The sequence below is a fragment of the Pseudoalteromonas ostreae genome (assembly GCF_018069805.1).
Lineage (GTDB): Bacteria > Pseudomonadota > Gammaproteobacteria > Enterobacterales > Alteromonadaceae > Pseudoalteromonas > Pseudoalteromonas ostreae.
Genome location: NZ_JAGPYN010000012.1, coordinates 63,270 through 81,660 on the forward strand (window position 1 = coordinate 63,270; position 18,391 = coordinate 81,660).

Sequence of the window (18,391 nt, forward strand, 5' to 3'; positions counted from 1 at the left end):
TTTGATTGTTTTTCTCTGACTTATTAGTAACGTGCTGATTAAAATAAGCTATTAGTAAAATAAACATAACCAGTAACTCATGTTGCAACAGGTAATTACCCTAATCGATGAGGTAAATAGTCAGGATCCTAATCAAGAATACTATGCAGGTAAAGTGTGGCTTATATTGCTACAAAGTTAAACTTTAATGCTGTTTTGATGAAGGACTAGGCTTGTACTAAGCAGATCAAAGTACCTTCAATGGCTCTTACGTAGGCATAATATTGAGTTCCTCTACAGCTAGGGGGGCAAAGAGGCTCTGCGCCAGCAAGCACTGCTTTATCGTAACTTTCACTGAGATTAGTACAGCTAAAGCGCAGCTCAAAACCTAGCGCTGGTTGCTTTGGGTGAGCGCGGATATAACCTTGTTTAAAATGGGCTTGAGCAGACGGGTGATTCGCAAAAGCAATTTTTACATCGCCTGTGGCAAGCTCTCCATATTCGGCATCATCGCTGAGGGCATGAGTGCCAAAACCAAACGCCTGATAATAAAAATCCAGGGTTTCTTCAACGTTATCAACATAGATAACTTGATTGATTAATTCCATTGATGACTCTATTTAAGTTTACATCTTTTAAATAAAGCACAGTTTCCTAAGATTTGCGACACAAGGTAAAGCTAAACACTTAAATTGGTTTATAAAAAAACCTTGTAAGGACGTGCCCAACAAGGTTCAATTTTTACAGCTTACAGCTTACAGCTTACAGCTTACAGCTTACAGCTTACAGCTTACAGCTTACAGCTTACAGCTTACAGCTTACAGCTTACAGCTCTATCATTTATTGCGGTTTTCTTTACTAAATGCGCGGATCTTACGTTTTTGCGAAAGCGTCACTTTATTAGTACGTCCTGCAAATGGGTTATCACCTTCTCTAAATTCGATTTTGATAGGCGTGCCCATAATTTTTAATGCTTTACGGTAGTAGTTCATTAGGTAGCGTTTATAGCTATCTGGTAAATCATGTACTTGGTTACCGTGAATTACGATACGTGGTGGGTTATAACCACCCGCATGCGCGTATTTAAGCTTAACACGGCGACCACGAACCAGTGGCGGCTGGTGATCAGCTTGTGCCATGTCCATGATGCGGCGCAGCATAGCAGTGCTAATACGCTTAGTTGCTGATTCATAAGCTTCGTCAATTGACTCAAACAAATGACCAACACCTGTACCATGTAAAGCTGAGATAAAGTGTAAGCGAGCAAAGTCGATAAAGCCTAAGCGACGGTCAAGCTCCGATTTGATACGATCTTTCACGTAATCATCAAGGCCATCCCATTTATTCACGGCAATAACCAGTGAGCGGCCAGAATTTAAGGCAAAACCAAGTAAACTTAAATCTTGATCCGAAATGCCAGCGCGGGCATCTACAACCAATAGCACCACGTTACAATCTTCGATTGCTTGGAGGGTTTTGATCACTGAGAATTTCTCAACCACATCGCTGACTTTTTTGCGTTTACGTACACCAGCGGTGTCGATCAGCACGTATTCTTTTTCGTTACGAGTCATTGGAATATAAATAGAATCGCGGGTTGTGCCCGGCATATCATAAACAATAACGCGTTCTTCACCTAATATACGGTTAGTCAGTGTTGACTTACCTACGTTAGGACGACCGATAATAGCAAGTTTTACTGGCTTATCTGCAAATGCTTCATGGGCTGTAGGATCTTCATCATCTTCAGAATATAAATCGATTAACTCGTCGTCATCGCCTTTGCCATCATCATTTTGCGCACTCAGCTCTGCAAGTAAAGGCTGTAAGGTGTGTTCAAGTAATAAGGTAATACCACGGCCATGAGCGGCTGCAATATGGTGTACTTCGCCCAGTGACAATTGATAAAACTCAGCACAGTTTGAGTCAGCATCAATACCATCAGTTTTATTGGCAACAACAAAGCTTTTCTTTTCTTGTTTACGTAAATGGTTGGCAATAGCTTGATCAGCTACTGTCATACCTACGCGTGCATCAACTAAGAATAATACGATGTCGGCTTCTTCAATCGCCAGTAGCGATTGATCAGCCATTTCGATTTCGATGCCTTCTTCAGAGCCATCAATACCGCCCGTGTCTACCACGATAAATTCATAGCCATCGTAATTAGCTTGGCCATATTTTCGATCTCGCGTTAAGCCTGGAAAATCGGCAACGAGTGCATCACGCGTACGTGTTAAACGGTTAAATAATGTGGATTTGCCCACATTGGGTCGCCCAACTAGAGCGATCACGGGAAGCATAAACTACCTCTTAAAAAAACAACAAAAGGCTTCGCATAGCGAAGCCTTAAAAAAAATAAATTAACTATTAATAACTTATAGTTATTTAGCAAATTAGTCCGGTATTTTTACCGCACTAACTTCACCATCTCGGGTGTATAAAATCAGTTTGTCGTCAGCAACAATTGGCTCAATAAAAAAGCCTGAACTGTCGAAGTCTTCACGCGATACAAGTTCGCCTGATTCTTTATTTAGCCAATGTAGATTACCTTCTTGGTCACCCATGGCTAAGTAATTTCCTGCTACCGCAGGCCCTGTTAAGTACCAACCACGAAGGGCTGGCTGACTCCAGCGTTCAATGCCAGAGGTTTTATCTAATCCATAAACAACACCATTACTATCTACTACGTAAATAGTTTGGGTATCCATGGCAAGGTCACGGTAACTGCTGTATTCGCGTTTCCAGACAACATTACCAGAGCGAATATCTACAGCTGCTAAGTTACCATTATAGGCAATTGCATACGCATAAGGACCACTGATCAGAGGTTGTGTATCAACATCGACTAAACGTTCGAATTCTGATGCGCCTTTTGGTGTAGCAATTTCAGCACTCCACGCAGAGTAACCACTGTCAGAGATCAGTACGCTTAACTTGCCTGTTTCAAGGCCAACTAATACACCACCGTTAGCAACGGTCGGAGAGCTTTGCCCACGTAGTGTTAATGCGGGTACTTCTTGCTCATGGCTCCAACGCTCTTCACCAGTATCAGGGTGAAGGGCTAATAATTTACCTGAGCCTAGGTTAACATATATAAGGCCATCACCGGCAGCTGGTTTTGCTAACACTTCACCGGGTACTTTTTTACGCCAAACAACTTCACCCGTTTCACGGTCAAGGGCAACTAAATAGCCATGTTCAGAGCCGATAAAAATTTTACCATAAGCCTGTAAAATACCGCCTGATAATTTTGCACTAATGTCGCTTTGCCATGGCCAAAAGGTCAAATTTTCGCGAACATCGGTCTCCCAAAGAGTATTTCCGTTTTCAAGCGATAGCGCTTCGACTTTACCTGCACGGTTAGCTACAAAAACGCGGTCTTTGTAAACAGCAGGTGTTAAGCGAGAAAAGTAATGCCCAACACCGTCACCAATGCTTTCTTGCCAAATTACTTTGGTTTCAAACTGATTAACGATTTCAGGTAACACCAGTTCGTCTTCGTCATCGCTTGATGAACAACCGACTAAGGTTGCCATACATAGCGCTATGGTTGCCGCTGTTAATTTTTTCATGGTAACCCCTTACGCCGTTGGGCTAGTTACTGCTAAGTCATCAAGTTTGATTTGCAATAATGGGTTATTCTCAATACCACCCGCATCGGCAGCAGTCTGATAAGCGGTGCGAGCTTGATTTGCATCGCCTTGAGCTGTGTAGATATCACCTTTTAGCTCAGCGACTGTTGCAGTGAATGAATCTGCAAGTTTAGCGTTAAGCGTTGTTAAAGCTTGGTCGTATTGCTGCTGTGCTATTTGCACGCGAGCTAAACGGGTGGTCGCCGTTGCTTTTAAATCTGCATTGGTAACATTAGTCATTATCCAGCTGAGCTTTTCACTGGCTACATCAAGTTGACCTTTTTCTACGGCTTCTTTAGCAGCAACAAAGGCTGCAAGTGCGCTGTAGTTAGTATCTTTGTGCTCTGCGATAAATGTATCTGCAGAACCTAATACTTCACCACCTTCAACCAGCTGTGTATATGCATCAGAGGCACTTTCAGCAGTTGTAATTTGATTTTGGTTATATGCTTTCCAGCCATACAGACCACCTAATCCTAGCACTACACCTAGCGCCAGTGATACACCATTTTCACGAAAAAAACGTTTGATCGCTTCAGCTTGTTGTTCTTCTGTTGAATAAATATCCATTACTACCTCGTCTTTTTTAGCTGTTTATTAGCTCAGCTAAAAGCGTTTTAATTTGTTCTAATTCTAAGGTGACCTGTTCTTTACGTTCACGTAAATACTTAACTGTCACTACGCCTTGTTCTAATTCATCTTCGCCGATAATCAGTGCAACGAGTGCATCGCTTTTATCTGCGCGTTTAAGTTGTTTCTTAAAGTTACCGCCACCGGCATGTACCATGATACGTAAACCAGGTACTTCAGCACGTAATTTAGCTGCAATAATAGGGGCTTGAATGCTGGCTTTGTCACCCATCGCTGCCAAATATACATCAGCATTGCGACGAATGTCACCAACACACTCTAATGCTTGTAACATTAACACTAAACGTTCCAGACCCATAGCAAAGCCCACAGCTGGCGTTGCTTTGCCACCTAATTGCTCAACTAAGCCATCATAGCGGCCACCTGCACATACAGTACCTTGTGAGCCGAGGCTATCTGTAACCCACTCAAAAACAGTGCGGTTATAGTAATCAAGGCCACGGACTAACTTTTCATTAACCGTGTATATGACGCCTGCGGCGTCTAAACGTTCACATAAATTTTCAAAATGTTCTTTTGATTCAGCATCTAAGTGTTCAGACAGTTTTGGTGCATCAACTAAAACCGCTTGTACATCAGGGTTTTTGCTATCTAGCACGCGCAGTGGGTTGCTGTACATACGACGTTTTGAGTCTTCGTCTAGTGCATCAATATGTTGCTCAAGATAAGCTACAAGTGCATCGCGGTATTGCCCGCGAGCTTCGTTTGAACCTAAAGAATTAAGCTCTAAACGAACATGTTCGCTGATGCCAAATTGTTGCCATAATTGCGCCGTCAGTAAAATCACTTCAGCGTCAATATCAGCGCTGGCAATACCGAAGGTTTCTAAACCAAATTGGTGAAACTGACGATAGCGACCTTTTTGCGGACGTTCATGACGAAACATTGGGCCCATATACCAAAGGCGTTGCTCTTGGTTATACAGTAAGCCGTTTTGATTACCAGCACGTACACATACAGCTGTACCTTCAGGACGAAGTGTTAAGCTGTCGCCATTATTATCGGCAAAGGTGTACATTTCTTTTTCAACGATATCGGTGACTTCACCTATTGAGCGTTTAAAAAGATCGGTTGATTCTACAATTGGAAAACGAATTTCTTGATAACCGAACGATGCTACTGTCTCGCGTAAGATGTTTTCTACTTTCTGCCAAACTTGGGTATCGCCCGGCAGACAATCGTTCATTCCACGTATTGCCTGAATTTGTTTTGCCACTGCTAAATCCTAAAAACTGTTTTTTTGCGTAATAAAAGATGACTACACAACAAGAATGCTAAAAATTGACCCGTCATTATAGCTGGCATGCGAGCGGCAAACCACCCAGTTTGCCGACTATATTGTATTTATTCGACGATTTTAATGTCGATAGGGGTCTGTTTTTCTTTTTGTGCGATAAAGCCGCGTACATAGCCTTCGAGTTGATCAACAATATTGTTGTTATCAATGCGGGCTTTTTGACGTTCACCATTAATATAAAGGCCAGAGCGGCGATTTGCACCAGCTAAGCCAATATCACTGACTAACGCTTCGCCAGGACCATTTACCACACAACCAATAACCGATACTGATACTGGTTCGATGATATCTTCCAAACGCTCTTCAAGTTGGTTCATGGTACTAACCACATCAAACTCTTGACGTGAACAGCTCGGACAGGCAATAAAATTAATCCCACGTGAGCGAATACGCAGTGATTTTAAAATATCAAAACCGACTTTGATCTCTTGCACTGGATCAGCCGCCAACGATACTCGCAGCGTATCGCCGATACCTTCGGCAAGTAACATACCTAAGCCTACGGCTGATTTCACTGAGCCTGAACGCATGCCACCTGCTTCTGTGATCCCTAAGTGCAGAGGTTGGTCGATTTCTTTAGCAAGTAAACGATAGGCACCCACAGCTAAAAACACATCAGAGGCTTTTACTGATATTTTAAATTGATCAAAATCTAAACGGCGCAAGATATTCACATGACGCATGGCTGATTCAAGTAATGCTTCAGGCGTTGGTTCGCCGTACTTTTCTTGTAAGTCACGCTCTAATGAGCCGCCATTAACACCAATACGAATTGGAATGTTATGCTCACGGGCAGCATCGACTACCGCGCGAATACGCTCTTCACTGCCAATGTTGCCAGGGTTAATACGTAAACAATCAACACCATACTTTGCTACTTGCAAAGCAATACGATAATCAAAGTGAATATCTGCAACCAGTGGAATGGTGACTTGCTCTTTTATGCTCCTAAATGCTTCGGCGGCGTCCATAGTCGGCACGGAAACACGTACTATATCGGCGCCAGCATCTTGAATAGCTTGAATTTGCGCAACGGTTGCATCAACATCCATGGTATCGGTATTGGTCATTGATTGCACGGCAATAGGGGCACCATCACCTATCGGTACGTTACCCACATTGATGCGGGTTGATTTTCTGCGTTTAATGGGAGATTCTGAAAACATAGTGACTACTCTGTTAACGGTAAATTAAATTTGGCTAAACGATTTTTTGGAAAACTGGAAATATCAATTTTTTCACCGTTAAGCGTGATATCAACAGCTTGATGCTTACCAAGCACGATAGAAAAAGGCAGATGACCTGATACTGTCATATTATAACCCGCTTTTTTAACACCGAACGCCACTTTATCGCCTTTGCCGTCATGAATTTCAACCCAACTTTCTTCATTGAAATGCATAACTATGGTGCCAAGGCCATCATTTTGTGGCTCGCTAGAGGTTTCGCTCGGGGCAACGTCTAGTTCGGTGGTATCGGCTTGTTGCTCCATCATTTGCGACGCAGTGGGGTCATCAATCGCTTCATCAGGGCCAGCTTGTTCTAGCTGGCTGATTGACGCTGCGTTAGGCTCTGCCTGTGCGACTGCTGTTGTGTTTTTGGTAAAGTTACTTAAAGATTGCGTTACAACTTGTTCGTCAAGAGGGGTTGAGTTTTGCCACCACCATAATGCGGATGAACCAATAACAATTGCCAGAATAACGTAACTTACCAGCATCAAGCGACTATCATGAGCTTCTTTTTCTGTTCGTCTAGAAAAGCTTTGCATGTTGGTTTTTTTAACGGTTTCCTGCGGTTCAGGGAACAGTGCTAAAACGGCCGCAGTATCTAAATTAAAGGCGCGACAATAACTTTTTGCATAACCTTTAACAAAGGTAGCAGGGCCGATTAAGTGGTGTTCGTCATTCTCAAGACGTTGTAATTGCAACACCGATAATTTTAAATTTTTTGCCAACTCTTCTAAGCTGACATTCGCTTGCTCGCGGCTACTTTTTAAAGTTTGGCCAAGAGTGAGCGTTGTTGATTCTGTATTTTCATCATTCATAATGAGTATGATTCAGGGTCCACTAGTAACAGTCTATGCCCAGGTTTAAGTGCAACATCCGGGCTTAATTTATTCCATCGCATTAACTGATCAATTAACAAGCGACGCTTGGTGGCAATACTATACAAAGTATCACCGACGTTAATTTCGTAATAAATGTTGGGATCGTTGAGAAAAACTTTCGTCCCATTGACCACCCGATCAGATTCTTTCAGACCATTCCATTGGAGTAATTTCTGTAGTTTAACATTGTATCGTACTGAAATGCTAAATAGGTTTTCACCATCTTGCAAAACATGATAAGGCGTAGTTAACTGTGGGATCCGCGAATTTAGCAACGGTGCGTGAGTATTTTGTTGCGGATCTTGAAAACGGATCTCAGCTGCAGAGCTATGTCCTGATTCTGCGAAGACGGCGGCGTTGCGTTTTGGCTGGTAAAAAACCACCTTTTCGTCATCCGTTAATTCATCACTAAATTGTGCTTGGCTTGGGGTTGAAGCTTGGCTGCTATTTGCAATTGCTTGGCTATCCGTTGGTGCTCCAAAAGAAACAATTTTCACATCATCTTGTGTTTTGCTCGGTGTTTTTGCGACCACCAGAGCAGACATTACAGCGGAGGGATCATTATTGTTTTCAGGGGGGATGATCTGTACAGCGGTAGTATCAATGCTTGCTTGCACCGGTGTTGTTATTGCTGTGGTAGTACTTAAAGCCGCCAAAATACCTCTTGTATCGACAAGTGCCGATGCTTGCCTTTGTTGAGTACTTTGCGCTGGCGTACTAGTTGTTGGCGCTTTTTTCTTTTTTACAATGCGTATTTTGGGTGCAGAGATAACCTCTCCTGCAGGGCTATTTGCTTGTAGCTCATCTAATTTTGCTTGGCGATATTGTGAGCGCAGTATTTCAAACTCACTACGTTTTATTTTTTGCTCGCGAATGATCCCCGCTTCACTTGAGGTTGGGTAGGTTTGCAATATCATTGCCGCAGTGGTTTCGGCTTTTTCAATATGGCCCATGCGCTGCTCAACTAAATAGCTTAATAGCAATGAGCGAGACGATACTTGACCACTATTCTCATAACGCTCGAGTATTTCTTTTGCTCTATGTAAATCACTTTTTGCGTAATACAAAGCGGCTAAGCTGATCAGTGATGAGGCACGCATTGAACTGTGATTAATGGCCGATTTGAAATATTTTTCAGCGTTATCAAAATCATCAAACTCAATGGCGCACAGAGCTAAATTTTCATAACTTTCTGCTACTCGTATATAGCTGGGGATCTCAATGGCTTTTAGCAGTTGTTCTGTAGCGCGGTCGTACTCATCAATACCGCATAAAAACACCCCATAGTTATTGCGCGTGTTTGGATCGTTAGGAGCAATTTTTATGGCTTTTTGATAGGCTTTGTCTGCCAGTACGTTTTCGCCGACCTGTTGATAGTAATATGCAAACGAGTAGTGGACTTCAGGAAGATTTGGAGAGAAAGATGCGGCGCGTTCGAGGTTATACTTTGCTTGCGAGCTGTTTCCTGTACTTAAATACTCTAGTGCTAAGGCAATACGGGTACGTGCTGCGCCGGTATTATTGATTTTATTTTCAACAACGGGTTTGTCATTGCCATCATAACTATTTTCAGTTATACATCCTGTTAAAACCAGTGCACTGATAGTTATAGCAAGTAAAGATCGCATTACTTCGTCTCTTTATTATTGTCCATGCAGCTATATTACCGAAAAGCCCTTATGTTGCATCCTTTATTTAAAAAATAAATTGGCACAAAGGGCTTTATATGGTTAAAAAAATTAGACTTACTGAATATTTACTGCAATCGCATTATCTGCACGCATTTTCTTTTTCGCTAAACGCTTAGTACGGTCAACAACATCACCTGCTAATTGCCCGCAGGCTGCGTCAATATCATCACCACGGGTACGGCGTACAATACAGGTAATGCCAGCAGCTTGTAATACTTTAGAAAAACGGTCGATGCGGCTGTTGCTTGAGCGTGTGTATTCGTTACCTGGGAATGGGTTAAACGGAATAAGGTTTACCTTAGAAGGAGTACCTTTTAATGTTTTAACAAGTTCATGTGCTTGATCGGTGCTGTCGTTAACGCCATTAAGCATCACGTATTCAATTGTTACGTCTTTATTTGCTTTAGAACCATCAATATAACGACGACACGCCGCTAAAAATTCTTCGATCGGGTATTTTTTATTAATAGGTACTAAAATATCACGTAACGCGTTATCAGGGGCGTGCAGAGAAATCGCCAGTGCTACATCTATTTTTTCTTTTAATAAATCAAGCGCAGGCACCACACCAGAGGTACTTAAGGTAACGCGGCGTTTTGATAAACCAAAACCCCAATCGTCCATCATCAGTTCCATCGCAGGCACAACGTTTTTAAGGTTAAGCAAAGGTTCGCCCATACCCATCATTACCACGTTGGTGACAGGGCGTTTTTCACTATTGCCGTCAAGGCCTATGTCTTTTGCTACGCGCCAAACTTGACCGATGATTTCAGATACTTTTAAGTTACGGTTAAAACCCTGTTGTGCGGTTGAGCAAAAAGTACATTCAAGCGCACAGCCAACTTGAGAAGATACACACAAGGTGGCACGTTCTTTTTCTGGGATCCATACCGCTTCAACCTCTTGGCCGCCCTCAAGCACTAATGCGTACTTAATTGTACCGTCACTTGCTTGCTGACGAACTGAAATTTCAGGCGCGATAATCTCACACTCCGCTTTAAGTTTCTCTTTCAGCTTTTTATTAACGTTGCTCATTTCGTCAAAGTTATCAACGCCAAAATGATAAATCCATTTCATCACCTGATCGCCACGAAATGGCTTTTCACCGAACGATACAAACAACTCACGCATTGCATCTCGGTTTAAATCTAATAAATTAATCTTTTTTTGCTCAGTGGTCATGAAACAACCTTAATCAGTGACGGTGGTGATAAAAATTTACGGGGATGAATTGTACACAATTCGACCAGTTTAGTCATTAGCTAAACAGCTGTTTAATTGCTTAGCTAATGACTAAAAAAGGGCCCGAAAGCCCTTTTCTTACTTTGCATCACAGGGTTAGCTGTGAAACTCGAATTAACGAGTACGTGGGCAAAGTTCTTCGTCAGCGAAGAAATACGCGATTTCGCGAGCAGCAGATTCAACAGCGTCAGAGCCGTGAACAGCATTTTCGTCGATGCTATCAGCGTAGTCAGCACGTAAAGTACCCGCTAGTGCTTCTGCAGGGTTAGTAGCACCCATGATTTCACGGTTTTTAAGAACAGCGTTTTCGCCTTCAAGAACGGTAACCATTACTGGGCCAGACGTCATGAAAGATACTAAAGCACCAAAGAAAGGACGCTCGCTGTGCTCTGCGTAGAAACCTTCCGCTTTCTCTTGTGAAAGGTGAACCATTTTAGCTGCAACGATTTTAAGGCCAGCAGTTTCGAAACGGTTGTAGATAGCGCCAATGTGGTTTTTAGCAACTGCATCAGGTTTTACGATTGAAAAAGTACGCTCTAAAGCCATCTTTATGCTCCAATAATTTTTAAGTAAAAGTGTGAATATTAACGGGCGCGAATTATACGCGTTTTAGTCGGCAATGCCTAGTTTTATTAAAAACTAGCTTGATGACAATTGTGCGATTTTTAAATAACCGTGGACCGAGTATAGAAAATAGGGCTTTTATTAACAGGAAAATTGTTATTGCGCCGGTAAATGTTCTATAAGTTTTAGTTGCAATTAGGAAATTTAATCTTTTATGAACTATCATTCTAAACGTCAGGTGCAAGTGTTTATATTAAGATTAGTTTAGGTAATGGTAAACAATAATCACTAGCAAGCTCTGAGTTATTACTTGCTAAATTACTCTAAGGTGCAACCAAAAGCAGCATCTGTTTATTTAAAAGCAATAAATTTATTTGCAATAATTTATTTAAAAAATCACTAAACGTGGGTACTTGGTTTACACTTTAGTTCAGACTACAGAATAAAGTTTGTTAGTGTTGTATTTTGGTTTTATCTTATCCACTTGATTAATAGCAGGTTTGTATGTTTTTTAATAAATCTTTAAACTCTCAAATAACTGAATTAAAAAGTAAGCTTTTCAGGCTAATACAGGTTAAAAAAAGCTTAGATGAAGAAATGCTGGTATTAACGATGGATAAAACTGGACTGATTACTTCGCAAAATAAAAATTTTGTAAATGAATTAGGGTATTCAGATCAGCAGCTGTTAGGTAAAAAATTACTGAGTTTTGTACCAGATAACGCTAAACAGACTGCACACTTTAATAGTTTGAAGAATGCACTTGCACAGCGTGAACATTGGGTAGGTGCATTACAGTTTTTGCAAGCAAGCAAAGAGCAAGCCTGGCTAAGAAGTATTTTACAGCCGATCACTGATGAGCAAGGTAACTTAGTTGAATTTACTCTGCACTCCACTGTATTAACCCGCACAATTGAAACCTCCCGTGAGCATCAAGATTTAGTTAAAGCACTGCACCGAGCCATGGCAGTTATCGAATTTGATACTAATGGTATTGTATTAACAGCAAATAAAAATTTCTTGGCGGGAATGGGTTATTCTCTCAATGAGGTTGTTGGTCAACATCATCGTATTTTTTGTGAGCCAGAAGAGGCAAATTCACAAGAATATAAGGAATTTTGGCAGCAGCTTAAAAAAGGCGAATACGTTTCAAGTCGATTTAAGCGGATAGATAATTATGGGCGAATGGTTTGGCTTGAAGCATCTTATAACCCTATTTTTAACGAACAAAATGAACTGTATAAAGTGGTTAAATTTGCCACTGTTATTACAGAACAAGTTGAACGAGAGCTCGCAATAGCAGAAGCTGCCGATATTGCGTTTAGCACCTCAACTGAAACAGACCACTTTGCCGACCAAGGAGCGGCGGTGATCCAACAAACAGTGAAAGTAATGAACGAGCTTGCAGGGCAAATGTCGCAAGCAGGAGATGAGATCTCAGCATTGGATAAACAATCACAGTTAATAGCGAGTATAGTACAAAGTATTAGCAGCATTGCTGATCAAACTAATTTGCTAGCATTGAATGCCGCGATTGAAGCTGCAAGAGCGGGAGAGCAAGGGCGTGGTTTTGCAGTGGTCGCTGATGAAGTTCGCCAATTAGCATCTCGAACCAGTAAAGCAACAGAAGAAATTGTTGAAGTTGTGCAAAAAAATCAAACCTTAACGCAATCTAGTGTGAAAGCAATTAAGCAAGGTGAAGGTAAAGCACAAGAAGGACTAGAGCTTTCAAACGAGTCTGGCATTGTGATGAGCAATATTAAAAAAGGTGCGCAACAAGTAGTTGATGCTGTGAGTCAATTTGCTAATCAATTAAAGTGAGTTTTATGATTTCGATCAAAACATCCCTATTTAACAACCCCTATACTGCCGCGCTTAATTAGTTAACCTGAGTTCAGGTTATTCATGCAACTGGTTTGACCCCAGTTTTATGTAGGAGTGCGCATGTCACCAATTTTAACCCCGAATTCTTTTATCCCAGAGCTACTTTCGCCTGCGGGCAGTTTAAAAAATATGCGTTTTGCATTCGCCTATGGTGCAGATGCAGTGTATGCCGGGCAACCTCGTTATAGCTTACGGGTACGTAATAATGAATTCGATCTGCAAACGTTAAAAATAGGCATTGATGAAGCGCACACACTGAATAAAAAGTTTTATGTGGTATCGAATATTGCCCCGCACAACGCCAAAGTGAAATCGTATTTACGCGATATTGAGCCGGTAATCGCTATGGGGCCAGATGCGCTGATCATGTCAGATCCAGGCTTAATCATGTTAGTGCGTGAAAAGTGGCCTGATATGGCTATTCATTTATCAGTGCAAGCCAATGCGGTAAACTTCGCAAGCGTTAAATTTTGGGCCAAGCAGGGCATTGAACGAGTAATATTATCGCGCGAGTTATCGCTTGAAGAAATCGCTGAAATTCGTCAGTTATGCCCAGAAACTGAGTTAGAGGTTTTTGTACATGGCGCATTATGTATGGCCTATTCAGGGCGTTGTTTACTCTCGGGTTATATTAATAAACGCGATCCAAATCAAGGTACGTGCACCAATGCATGTCGTTGGGAATATGATGTAAAACAGGGCATTGAAAACGAAACCGGTGAAATGGTACATAAATATGATCCTAAGCAGACTATTCCTACGCTAGGTGCTGGTGCGCCAAGTAACGATATTGTTATGCTTGAAGAGCAAGGCCGTCCCGGTGAATACATGCCAGCGTTTGAAGACGAACACGGCACTTATATCATGAACTCTAAAGATTTACGCGCCGTGCAATACGTAGAGCAGCTTACAAAAATGGGCGTGCACAGCCTAAAAATAGAAGGCCGCACTAAATCGTTTTATTATGTTGCTCGCACAGCACAGGTTTATCGCAAAGCAATCGACGATGCCGCAGCAGGAAAACCATTCGACGCTGATTTATTTAAAACATTAGAAAACCTAGCCCACAGGGGTTATACCGAAGGCTTTTTAAAGCGCCATGCTCATCAAGATTATCAGAACTACCAATACGGCCATTCGGTATCGACTAAGCAACAGTTTGTTGGTGAAGTACTTGGTCGTAGTGACAGTGGTTTGGTTGAGATTGATGTTAAAAACAAATTCTGTGTTGGGCATTCATTAGAGCTGATGACTCCAAAAGGTAATATCAGCTTTGTGCTTGAATGTATGGAAAGCAAAAAAGGCGAAAGTATTACCGATGCCAAAGGCTCAGGTCATATAGTAAAAATTCCACTGCCTGACAATATCGATTTAGAACACGCCATATTAATGCGTAATCTGGATGAAAACCAAGACACCTGCAATCCATTTAAGCAAGCTGTTTAACGAGTAAATCATGGCATTACTAATAAACAGCAAATGCATTAACTGTGACATGTGTGACCCAGAGTGCCCAAATGAAGCGATTTATATGGGCGCTAAAATTTACCAAATAGACCCTGCCAAATGCACCGAATGCGTAGGCCACTACGACAAACCGACTTGCGTGAGCGTATGCCCCATTGATTGTATAAAGCCTGATCCGAATCACCGTGAAAGTATAGATGAACTAGCCGAAAAATATGTGAGATTGGCGGGTTAGTTTAGTATTTCTGTGTTATTAAATTTGCATGCCGTTTAAGGTGATAGACACAGTATCTTGTTTTAGTTTTTGTGCTGACTACTGTTTCATAGGTAATTCATACCTACTACTTAAATATTAAGCGCAACTATAAGTCTGACGGTGAAGGTTTGCGCTTGGCTCTAAGAACCAAAAATATACTGGTCCATCAAACCAACCATTTTACCTATTTCAGGTTTAGTGATTGTATCATTAGCGCCTAATTCAAGTGCCTTTTCTCGGTTATCTTCACTCATAATTGATGAAAACATGACAATAGGGGTATTGTTAAAAAATGTATTTTCTCGCAAACGCTTCACTAAATGCATACCATCCATGCGTGGCATTTCAACATCAGTAACAACCGCATTTACGATTTCATCAATTGAAGAGTTTTCTTCTTTAATAATACGTTGCATATCGTTCAGTTTCTCAAACGCTTCCCCTCCATCTTTACAAGTAATGACGTTGTATCCAGATGAGGATAAGGTTTCTTGGATCATACTGCGAATAAACGCAGAATCATCAACGACCATGACTGTTTTAGCATTACGTTTGCTGATCATTTTTTCATTCAAATCCACCGTTCGATCAAGCTTCACATCATACTTTTCCATACTAAGTTCAGGGTTAATATCGGCAATGATTTTTTCAAAATCTAAAATCATGAGCAGTTTGTTTTCCTTACGGACCACAGCAACAACACAGTCTTGCTCACCAGCTTCTAAAAATTGACTGGGTGATTCAACATCATTCCATGATATACGATGTATCCGGCTGACATTGTCAATCAAAAAGCCATTGGTCATCCTATTAAAGTCAGTAACGATCACGTATTTATTATCAAGTGTTGTCAATGTTGGTACACCTAACCAACCGGCAAGATCAACGAGGGGGGTGAGTATGTCTCGAGAAGAAAAGACTCCAATCATATGCGGTTGAGCATTAGGGTAGTCGGTAGTCTCTGGAACTCGTATTACCTCTCTTACTTTGGCAACATTAATTCCATAATAACAAGTTTTGGTTTTATCATTAGGTAAAGACTTTTCTAAATGGAATTCAATGATTTCCAGCTCATTAGTGCCACTTTCTAGTAAGATTTTGTTATTTTTATTGCTCATAGTTATTCACATTTCTCTAGCAAATCAGAAGTTTCTTTGTTTAGTATATACGCTAGTGCGGAGGATGATCATATTTTTAGGGGACTTATTTAATTCGGGATGTTCAGGTCGTACATTTCCTTTTTATGGCTATTAAGTACGCCCTTTTTAAACTACCTCGCTCAAATCGAAGACTCTATTGCAAGCCCCACTAAACATGGGGATTACCGTTTTGTGACTAGTAAATCATTAAAGCGGGTGTCAACTTAATTTATTAATTAACACTCAAAAAATAACGTTCTTTGCGGTATGATAACTCAATAATTTGCATTGATATTCTTGTCTGAGAGAGTTATGGAAGCCGCATCTAAAAAAACCATCACAAAGCAAGTTGTTAAAAAACAACAAAAAACACACAAGTTGGGTTATGGTGAAAAAAGCGATGTTGAAGAAAGTGATGGTAAATAAGGTTATGACCAATAATCAAACACAGCCGCCTACTCAAAACGAAGGCTTATTATTAAATATTCGTCATATTGTTGAGCAAGCGCGAGGGCAAATCAAACAAACAGTTAATACCGCTATGCTGCAAGCTTATTGGCAAATAGGGCGTTTAATTGTAGAAGATGAGCAGCAAGGAGAAGCACGCGCAGCCTATGGTAAAGCAATATTAAAACGGTTATCACAGCAGCTTAGTGCAGATTATGGTAAAGGATTTGATATTACCAACCTGCGTAATATGCGCCGCTTTTATCTGGCCTTTGAAAAACGAGACGCATTGCGTCTCGAATTGAGTTGGACGCATTATCGCGTACTCATACGCGTTGATAATGCAAGTGCTCGTGATTGGTATAGGGATGAAGCTGTTTTACAAAACTGGTCGGCACGCGCCTTAGAGCGTCAAATTGGCACGTTATATTATGAGCGCTTATTGTCTAGCAAAAACAAAGCGCCAGTAGAACAAGAGGCGCAGGAAAAAACAGCACCTTTAGCACAAACTACTGAAGATTATTTACGTGACCCCTACATTCTTGATTTTTTAAACCTGCAAGATAAAAGCTATCAAGAAAGTGACCTTGAACAAGGCATTATTAATAATCTACAGCAATTTTTATTAGAGTTAGGCAAAGGTTTTGCCTTTGTTGAACGCCAAAAGCGCATTCGTTTTGATGATGAAGACTTTTATATCGACTTGGTGTTTTATAACTTTAAGCTGAAATGTTTTCTGCTCATAGACCTAAAAATAGGTAAATTGAAACATCAAGATGTCGGGCAGATGGATACTTACATTCGCTTGTACGATGACTTACACGCAAGTTGCGATGATAACCCCACTATTGGCCTTGTATTATGTAGTGAAAAAAGTGAAGCCGTAGTGAAATACTCGGTATTGAGCGATCAAAAACAACTCTTCGCCGCAAAATATTTAGCCCATTTACCCACAGAAGAAGAGCTGCGCGTTGAACTACAAAAAGAACGCGAACGAGTACAAGCACAACTAAACAATGTCAGCAACGCAGCAGGGGATCACCTTACATAAGCTCAATGCATTTAGACTTTAAGAATTCTAAAAATACTTTTACCTTTTCTAGCGGGTATTTCCTGCCTGCATAAAATGCGTATAACACCAGATCTTCTGGTTCATGGTCGAGTTTAATATTGATCAATGAGCCGTTGTCTATATCTTCTTGGCATGCATGAGTGGGTAAAATGGCATAGCCGAGTCCTTTTAGTGCAGCGGCTTTGGCCATGTTGCCACTGTTTACTTTAAAATTAGATTTTACTTGCACTGCTTGTTGTTGTTTAAAACGCCAAGGCATACCTAGCAGTACTGATAAGCTAGTAATACAAGGAACTTTACTTAACTCTTCTAGCGAGCGAGGCGGTGGCGCATTGTTGATCAGTTGTGGCGCGCCAACAATGCAACTGGGCCAGCGCAGCAGTTCTTTAGCAACCCAACCTGAATCGTCTAATGGTCCACGGCCAAAGCGTAGCACCAAATCAAATCCCTCTAACAAACCTTCGGTTGGATTTAGTTGCGTATCGCAACTTAGTTGTATTTGTGGATGCACAGAGCAAAACTCTGCGCTTATTTCGGCTAAAAAAGGCAGATCAGGCATGATGATTTTAAGGTGTCCGGCAAGAGAATCACCATACACAGACACCTCTTCTAGAGAGTCATTCATTGCTTTTATCAGTGGGGTGATAGATTGATAAAGTTGTTTACCTGCAGCCGTTGCAATCATTTTTCGGGTGGTGCGTTGCAATAATCTTAAATTAAGTTGCTTCTCTAATAACGCGACATGGCGGCTAACATTAGATGTAGGCAATTGCAGTTGTTCGGCTGCGAGTTTAAAGCTCAGTTGTTCATAGACGCACTGAAAGCTGAGTAACCACTGAAGTTCGATTTTATCAATCATTAATTAACTCAAAATATGGGATTAATAACGCAATTATTACTAATTTATCTTAAAAAATGGCTTTGTGATAATGGTTATTCAGTTAATTATTGAGGTAAAGA

General features: G+C 41.1%; 16 protein-coding genes. 4 read left to right on the plus strand and 12 right to left on the minus strand.

All coding sequences use genetic code 11. The features are described from left to right. Nucleotides 1-206 precede the first annotated feature (206 nt). The 10 genes from J7338_RS11260 to ndk all read right to left on the minus strand — a co-directional run bounded on the left by J7338_RS11260 (nucleotide 207) and on the right by ndk (nucleotide 11,148). On the minus strand, nucleotides 207-587 hold the full coding sequence (locus tag J7338_RS11260) for a VOC family protein (RefSeq protein WP_210797146.1): 381 nt from the start codon (nucleotides 585-587) through the stop codon (nucleotides 207-209). A gap of 228 nt (nucleotides 588-815) precedes the next feature. After that, complete coding sequence (der, locus tag J7338_RS11265; RefSeq protein ID WP_210797147.1) at nucleotides 816-2,282, minus strand: ribosome biogenesis GTPase Der; 1,467 nt, start codon at nucleotides 2,280-2,282, stop codon at nucleotides 816-818. A gap of 93 nt (nucleotides 2,283-2,375) precedes the next feature. After that, the gene (gene bamB, locus J7338_RS11270) at nucleotides 2,376-3,554 is read right to left on the minus strand and encodes an outer membrane protein assembly factor BamB (RefSeq protein WP_210797148.1); all 1,179 of its coding nucleotides are present in this window, start codon (nucleotides 3,552-3,554) and stop codon (nucleotides 2,376-2,378) included. Between the two features lie 9 nt (nucleotides 3,555-3,563). Then, entirely contained in the window at nucleotides 3,564-4,184 is a 621-nt protein-coding gene (locus J7338_RS11275) for a YfgM family protein (protein ID WP_210797149.1), read from the minus strand. Nucleotides 4,185-4,200: 16 nt separating this feature from the next. Continuing rightward, nucleotides 4,201-5,481, minus strand: coding sequence for a histidine--tRNA ligase (gene hisS / locus J7338_RS11280; RefSeq protein ID WP_210797150.1), 1,281 nt, complete (start codon nucleotides 5,479-5,481; stop codon nucleotides 4,201-4,203). A gap of 128 nt (nucleotides 5,482-5,609) precedes the next feature. Beyond that, on the minus strand, nucleotides 5,610-6,728 hold the full coding sequence (gene ispG, locus J7338_RS11285) for a flavodoxin-dependent (E)-4-hydroxy-3-methylbut-2-enyl-diphosphate synthase (protein ID WP_210797151.1): 1,119 nt from the start codon (nucleotides 6,726-6,728) through the stop codon (nucleotides 5,610-5,612). Between the two features lie 5 nt (nucleotides 6,729-6,733). Further along, nucleotides 6,734-7,606, minus strand: coding sequence for a RodZ domain-containing protein (locus tag J7338_RS11290; RefSeq protein WP_210797152.1), 873 nt, complete (start codon nucleotides 7,604-7,606; stop codon nucleotides 6,734-6,736). Further along, complete coding sequence (gene pilW, locus J7338_RS11295) at nucleotides 7,603-9,297, minus strand: type IV pilus biogenesis/stability protein PilW (RefSeq protein WP_210797153.1); 1,695 nt, start codon at nucleotides 9,295-9,297, stop codon at nucleotides 7,603-7,605. The genes J7338_RS11290 and pilW overlap by 4 nt, the downstream gene beginning before the upstream one ends. A gap of 117 nt (nucleotides 9,298-9,414) precedes the next feature. Next, nucleotides 9,415-10,542 carry a dual-specificity RNA methyltransferase RlmN gene (gene rlmN / locus J7338_RS11300; RefSeq protein ID WP_210797154.1) on the minus strand — a complete coding sequence of 376 codons (1,128 nt, stop codon included), beginning with the start codon at nucleotides 10,540-10,542 and terminating at the stop codon, nucleotides 9,415-9,417. A gap of 174 nt (nucleotides 10,543-10,716) precedes the next feature. Further along, entirely contained in the window at nucleotides 10,717-11,148 is a 432-nt protein-coding gene (ndk, locus tag J7338_RS11305; RefSeq protein ID WP_008111339.1) for a nucleoside-diphosphate kinase, read from the minus strand. 522 nt (nucleotides 11,149-11,670) lie between these two features. Here ndk and J7338_RS20940 point away from each other — a divergent pair. The 3 genes from J7338_RS20940 to J7338_RS11320 all read left to right on the plus strand — a co-directional run bounded on the left by J7338_RS20940 (nucleotide 11,671) and on the right by J7338_RS11320 (nucleotide 14,752). Continuing rightward, nucleotides 11,671-12,987, plus strand: a complete 1,317-nt coding sequence (locus J7338_RS20940) for a methyl-accepting chemotaxis protein (RefSeq protein ID WP_210797155.1) — start codon at nucleotides 11,671-11,673, stop codon at nucleotides 12,985-12,987. A 123-nt stretch (nucleotides 12,988-13,110) separates the two neighbouring features. Continuing rightward, nucleotides 13,111-14,496: a prephenate-dependent tRNA uridine(34) hydroxylase TrhP gene (gene trhP / locus J7338_RS11315; RefSeq protein WP_210797156.1), complete on the plus strand. Its 1,386-nt coding sequence runs from the start codon at nucleotides 13,111-13,113 to the stop codon at nucleotides 14,494-14,496. A gap of 10 nt (nucleotides 14,497-14,506) precedes the next feature. Beyond that, nucleotides 14,507-14,752, plus strand: a complete 246-nt coding sequence (locus tag J7338_RS11320; RefSeq protein ID WP_210797157.1) for a YfhL family 4Fe-4S dicluster ferredoxin — start codon at nucleotides 14,507-14,509, stop codon at nucleotides 14,750-14,752. Between the two features lie 161 nt (nucleotides 14,753-14,913). Here J7338_RS11320 and J7338_RS11325 read toward each other — a convergent pair whose 3' ends face one another. Beyond that, on the minus strand, nucleotides 14,914-15,891 hold the full coding sequence (locus tag J7338_RS11325; RefSeq protein WP_210797158.1) for a chemotaxis protein CheV: 978 nt from the start codon (nucleotides 15,889-15,891) through the stop codon (nucleotides 14,914-14,916). 451 nt (nucleotides 15,892-16,342) lie between these two features. Between J7338_RS11325 and J7338_RS11330 the strand changes: the two genes are divergently transcribed. Continuing rightward, entirely contained in the window at nucleotides 16,343-17,410 is a 1,068-nt protein-coding gene (locus J7338_RS11330; protein WP_210797159.1) for a PDDEXK nuclease domain-containing protein, read from the plus strand. Here the strand turns inward: J7338_RS11330 and J7338_RS11335 are convergent. Further along, a complete protein-coding gene (locus tag J7338_RS11335; RefSeq protein WP_210797160.1) occupies nucleotides 17,403-18,290 on the minus strand; it encodes a LysR family transcriptional regulator in 888 nt (295 codons plus the stop codon). The two genes, J7338_RS11330 and J7338_RS11335, sit on opposite strands and share 8 nt — an antisense overlap. Nucleotides 18,291-18,391: the final 101 nt, after the last annotated feature.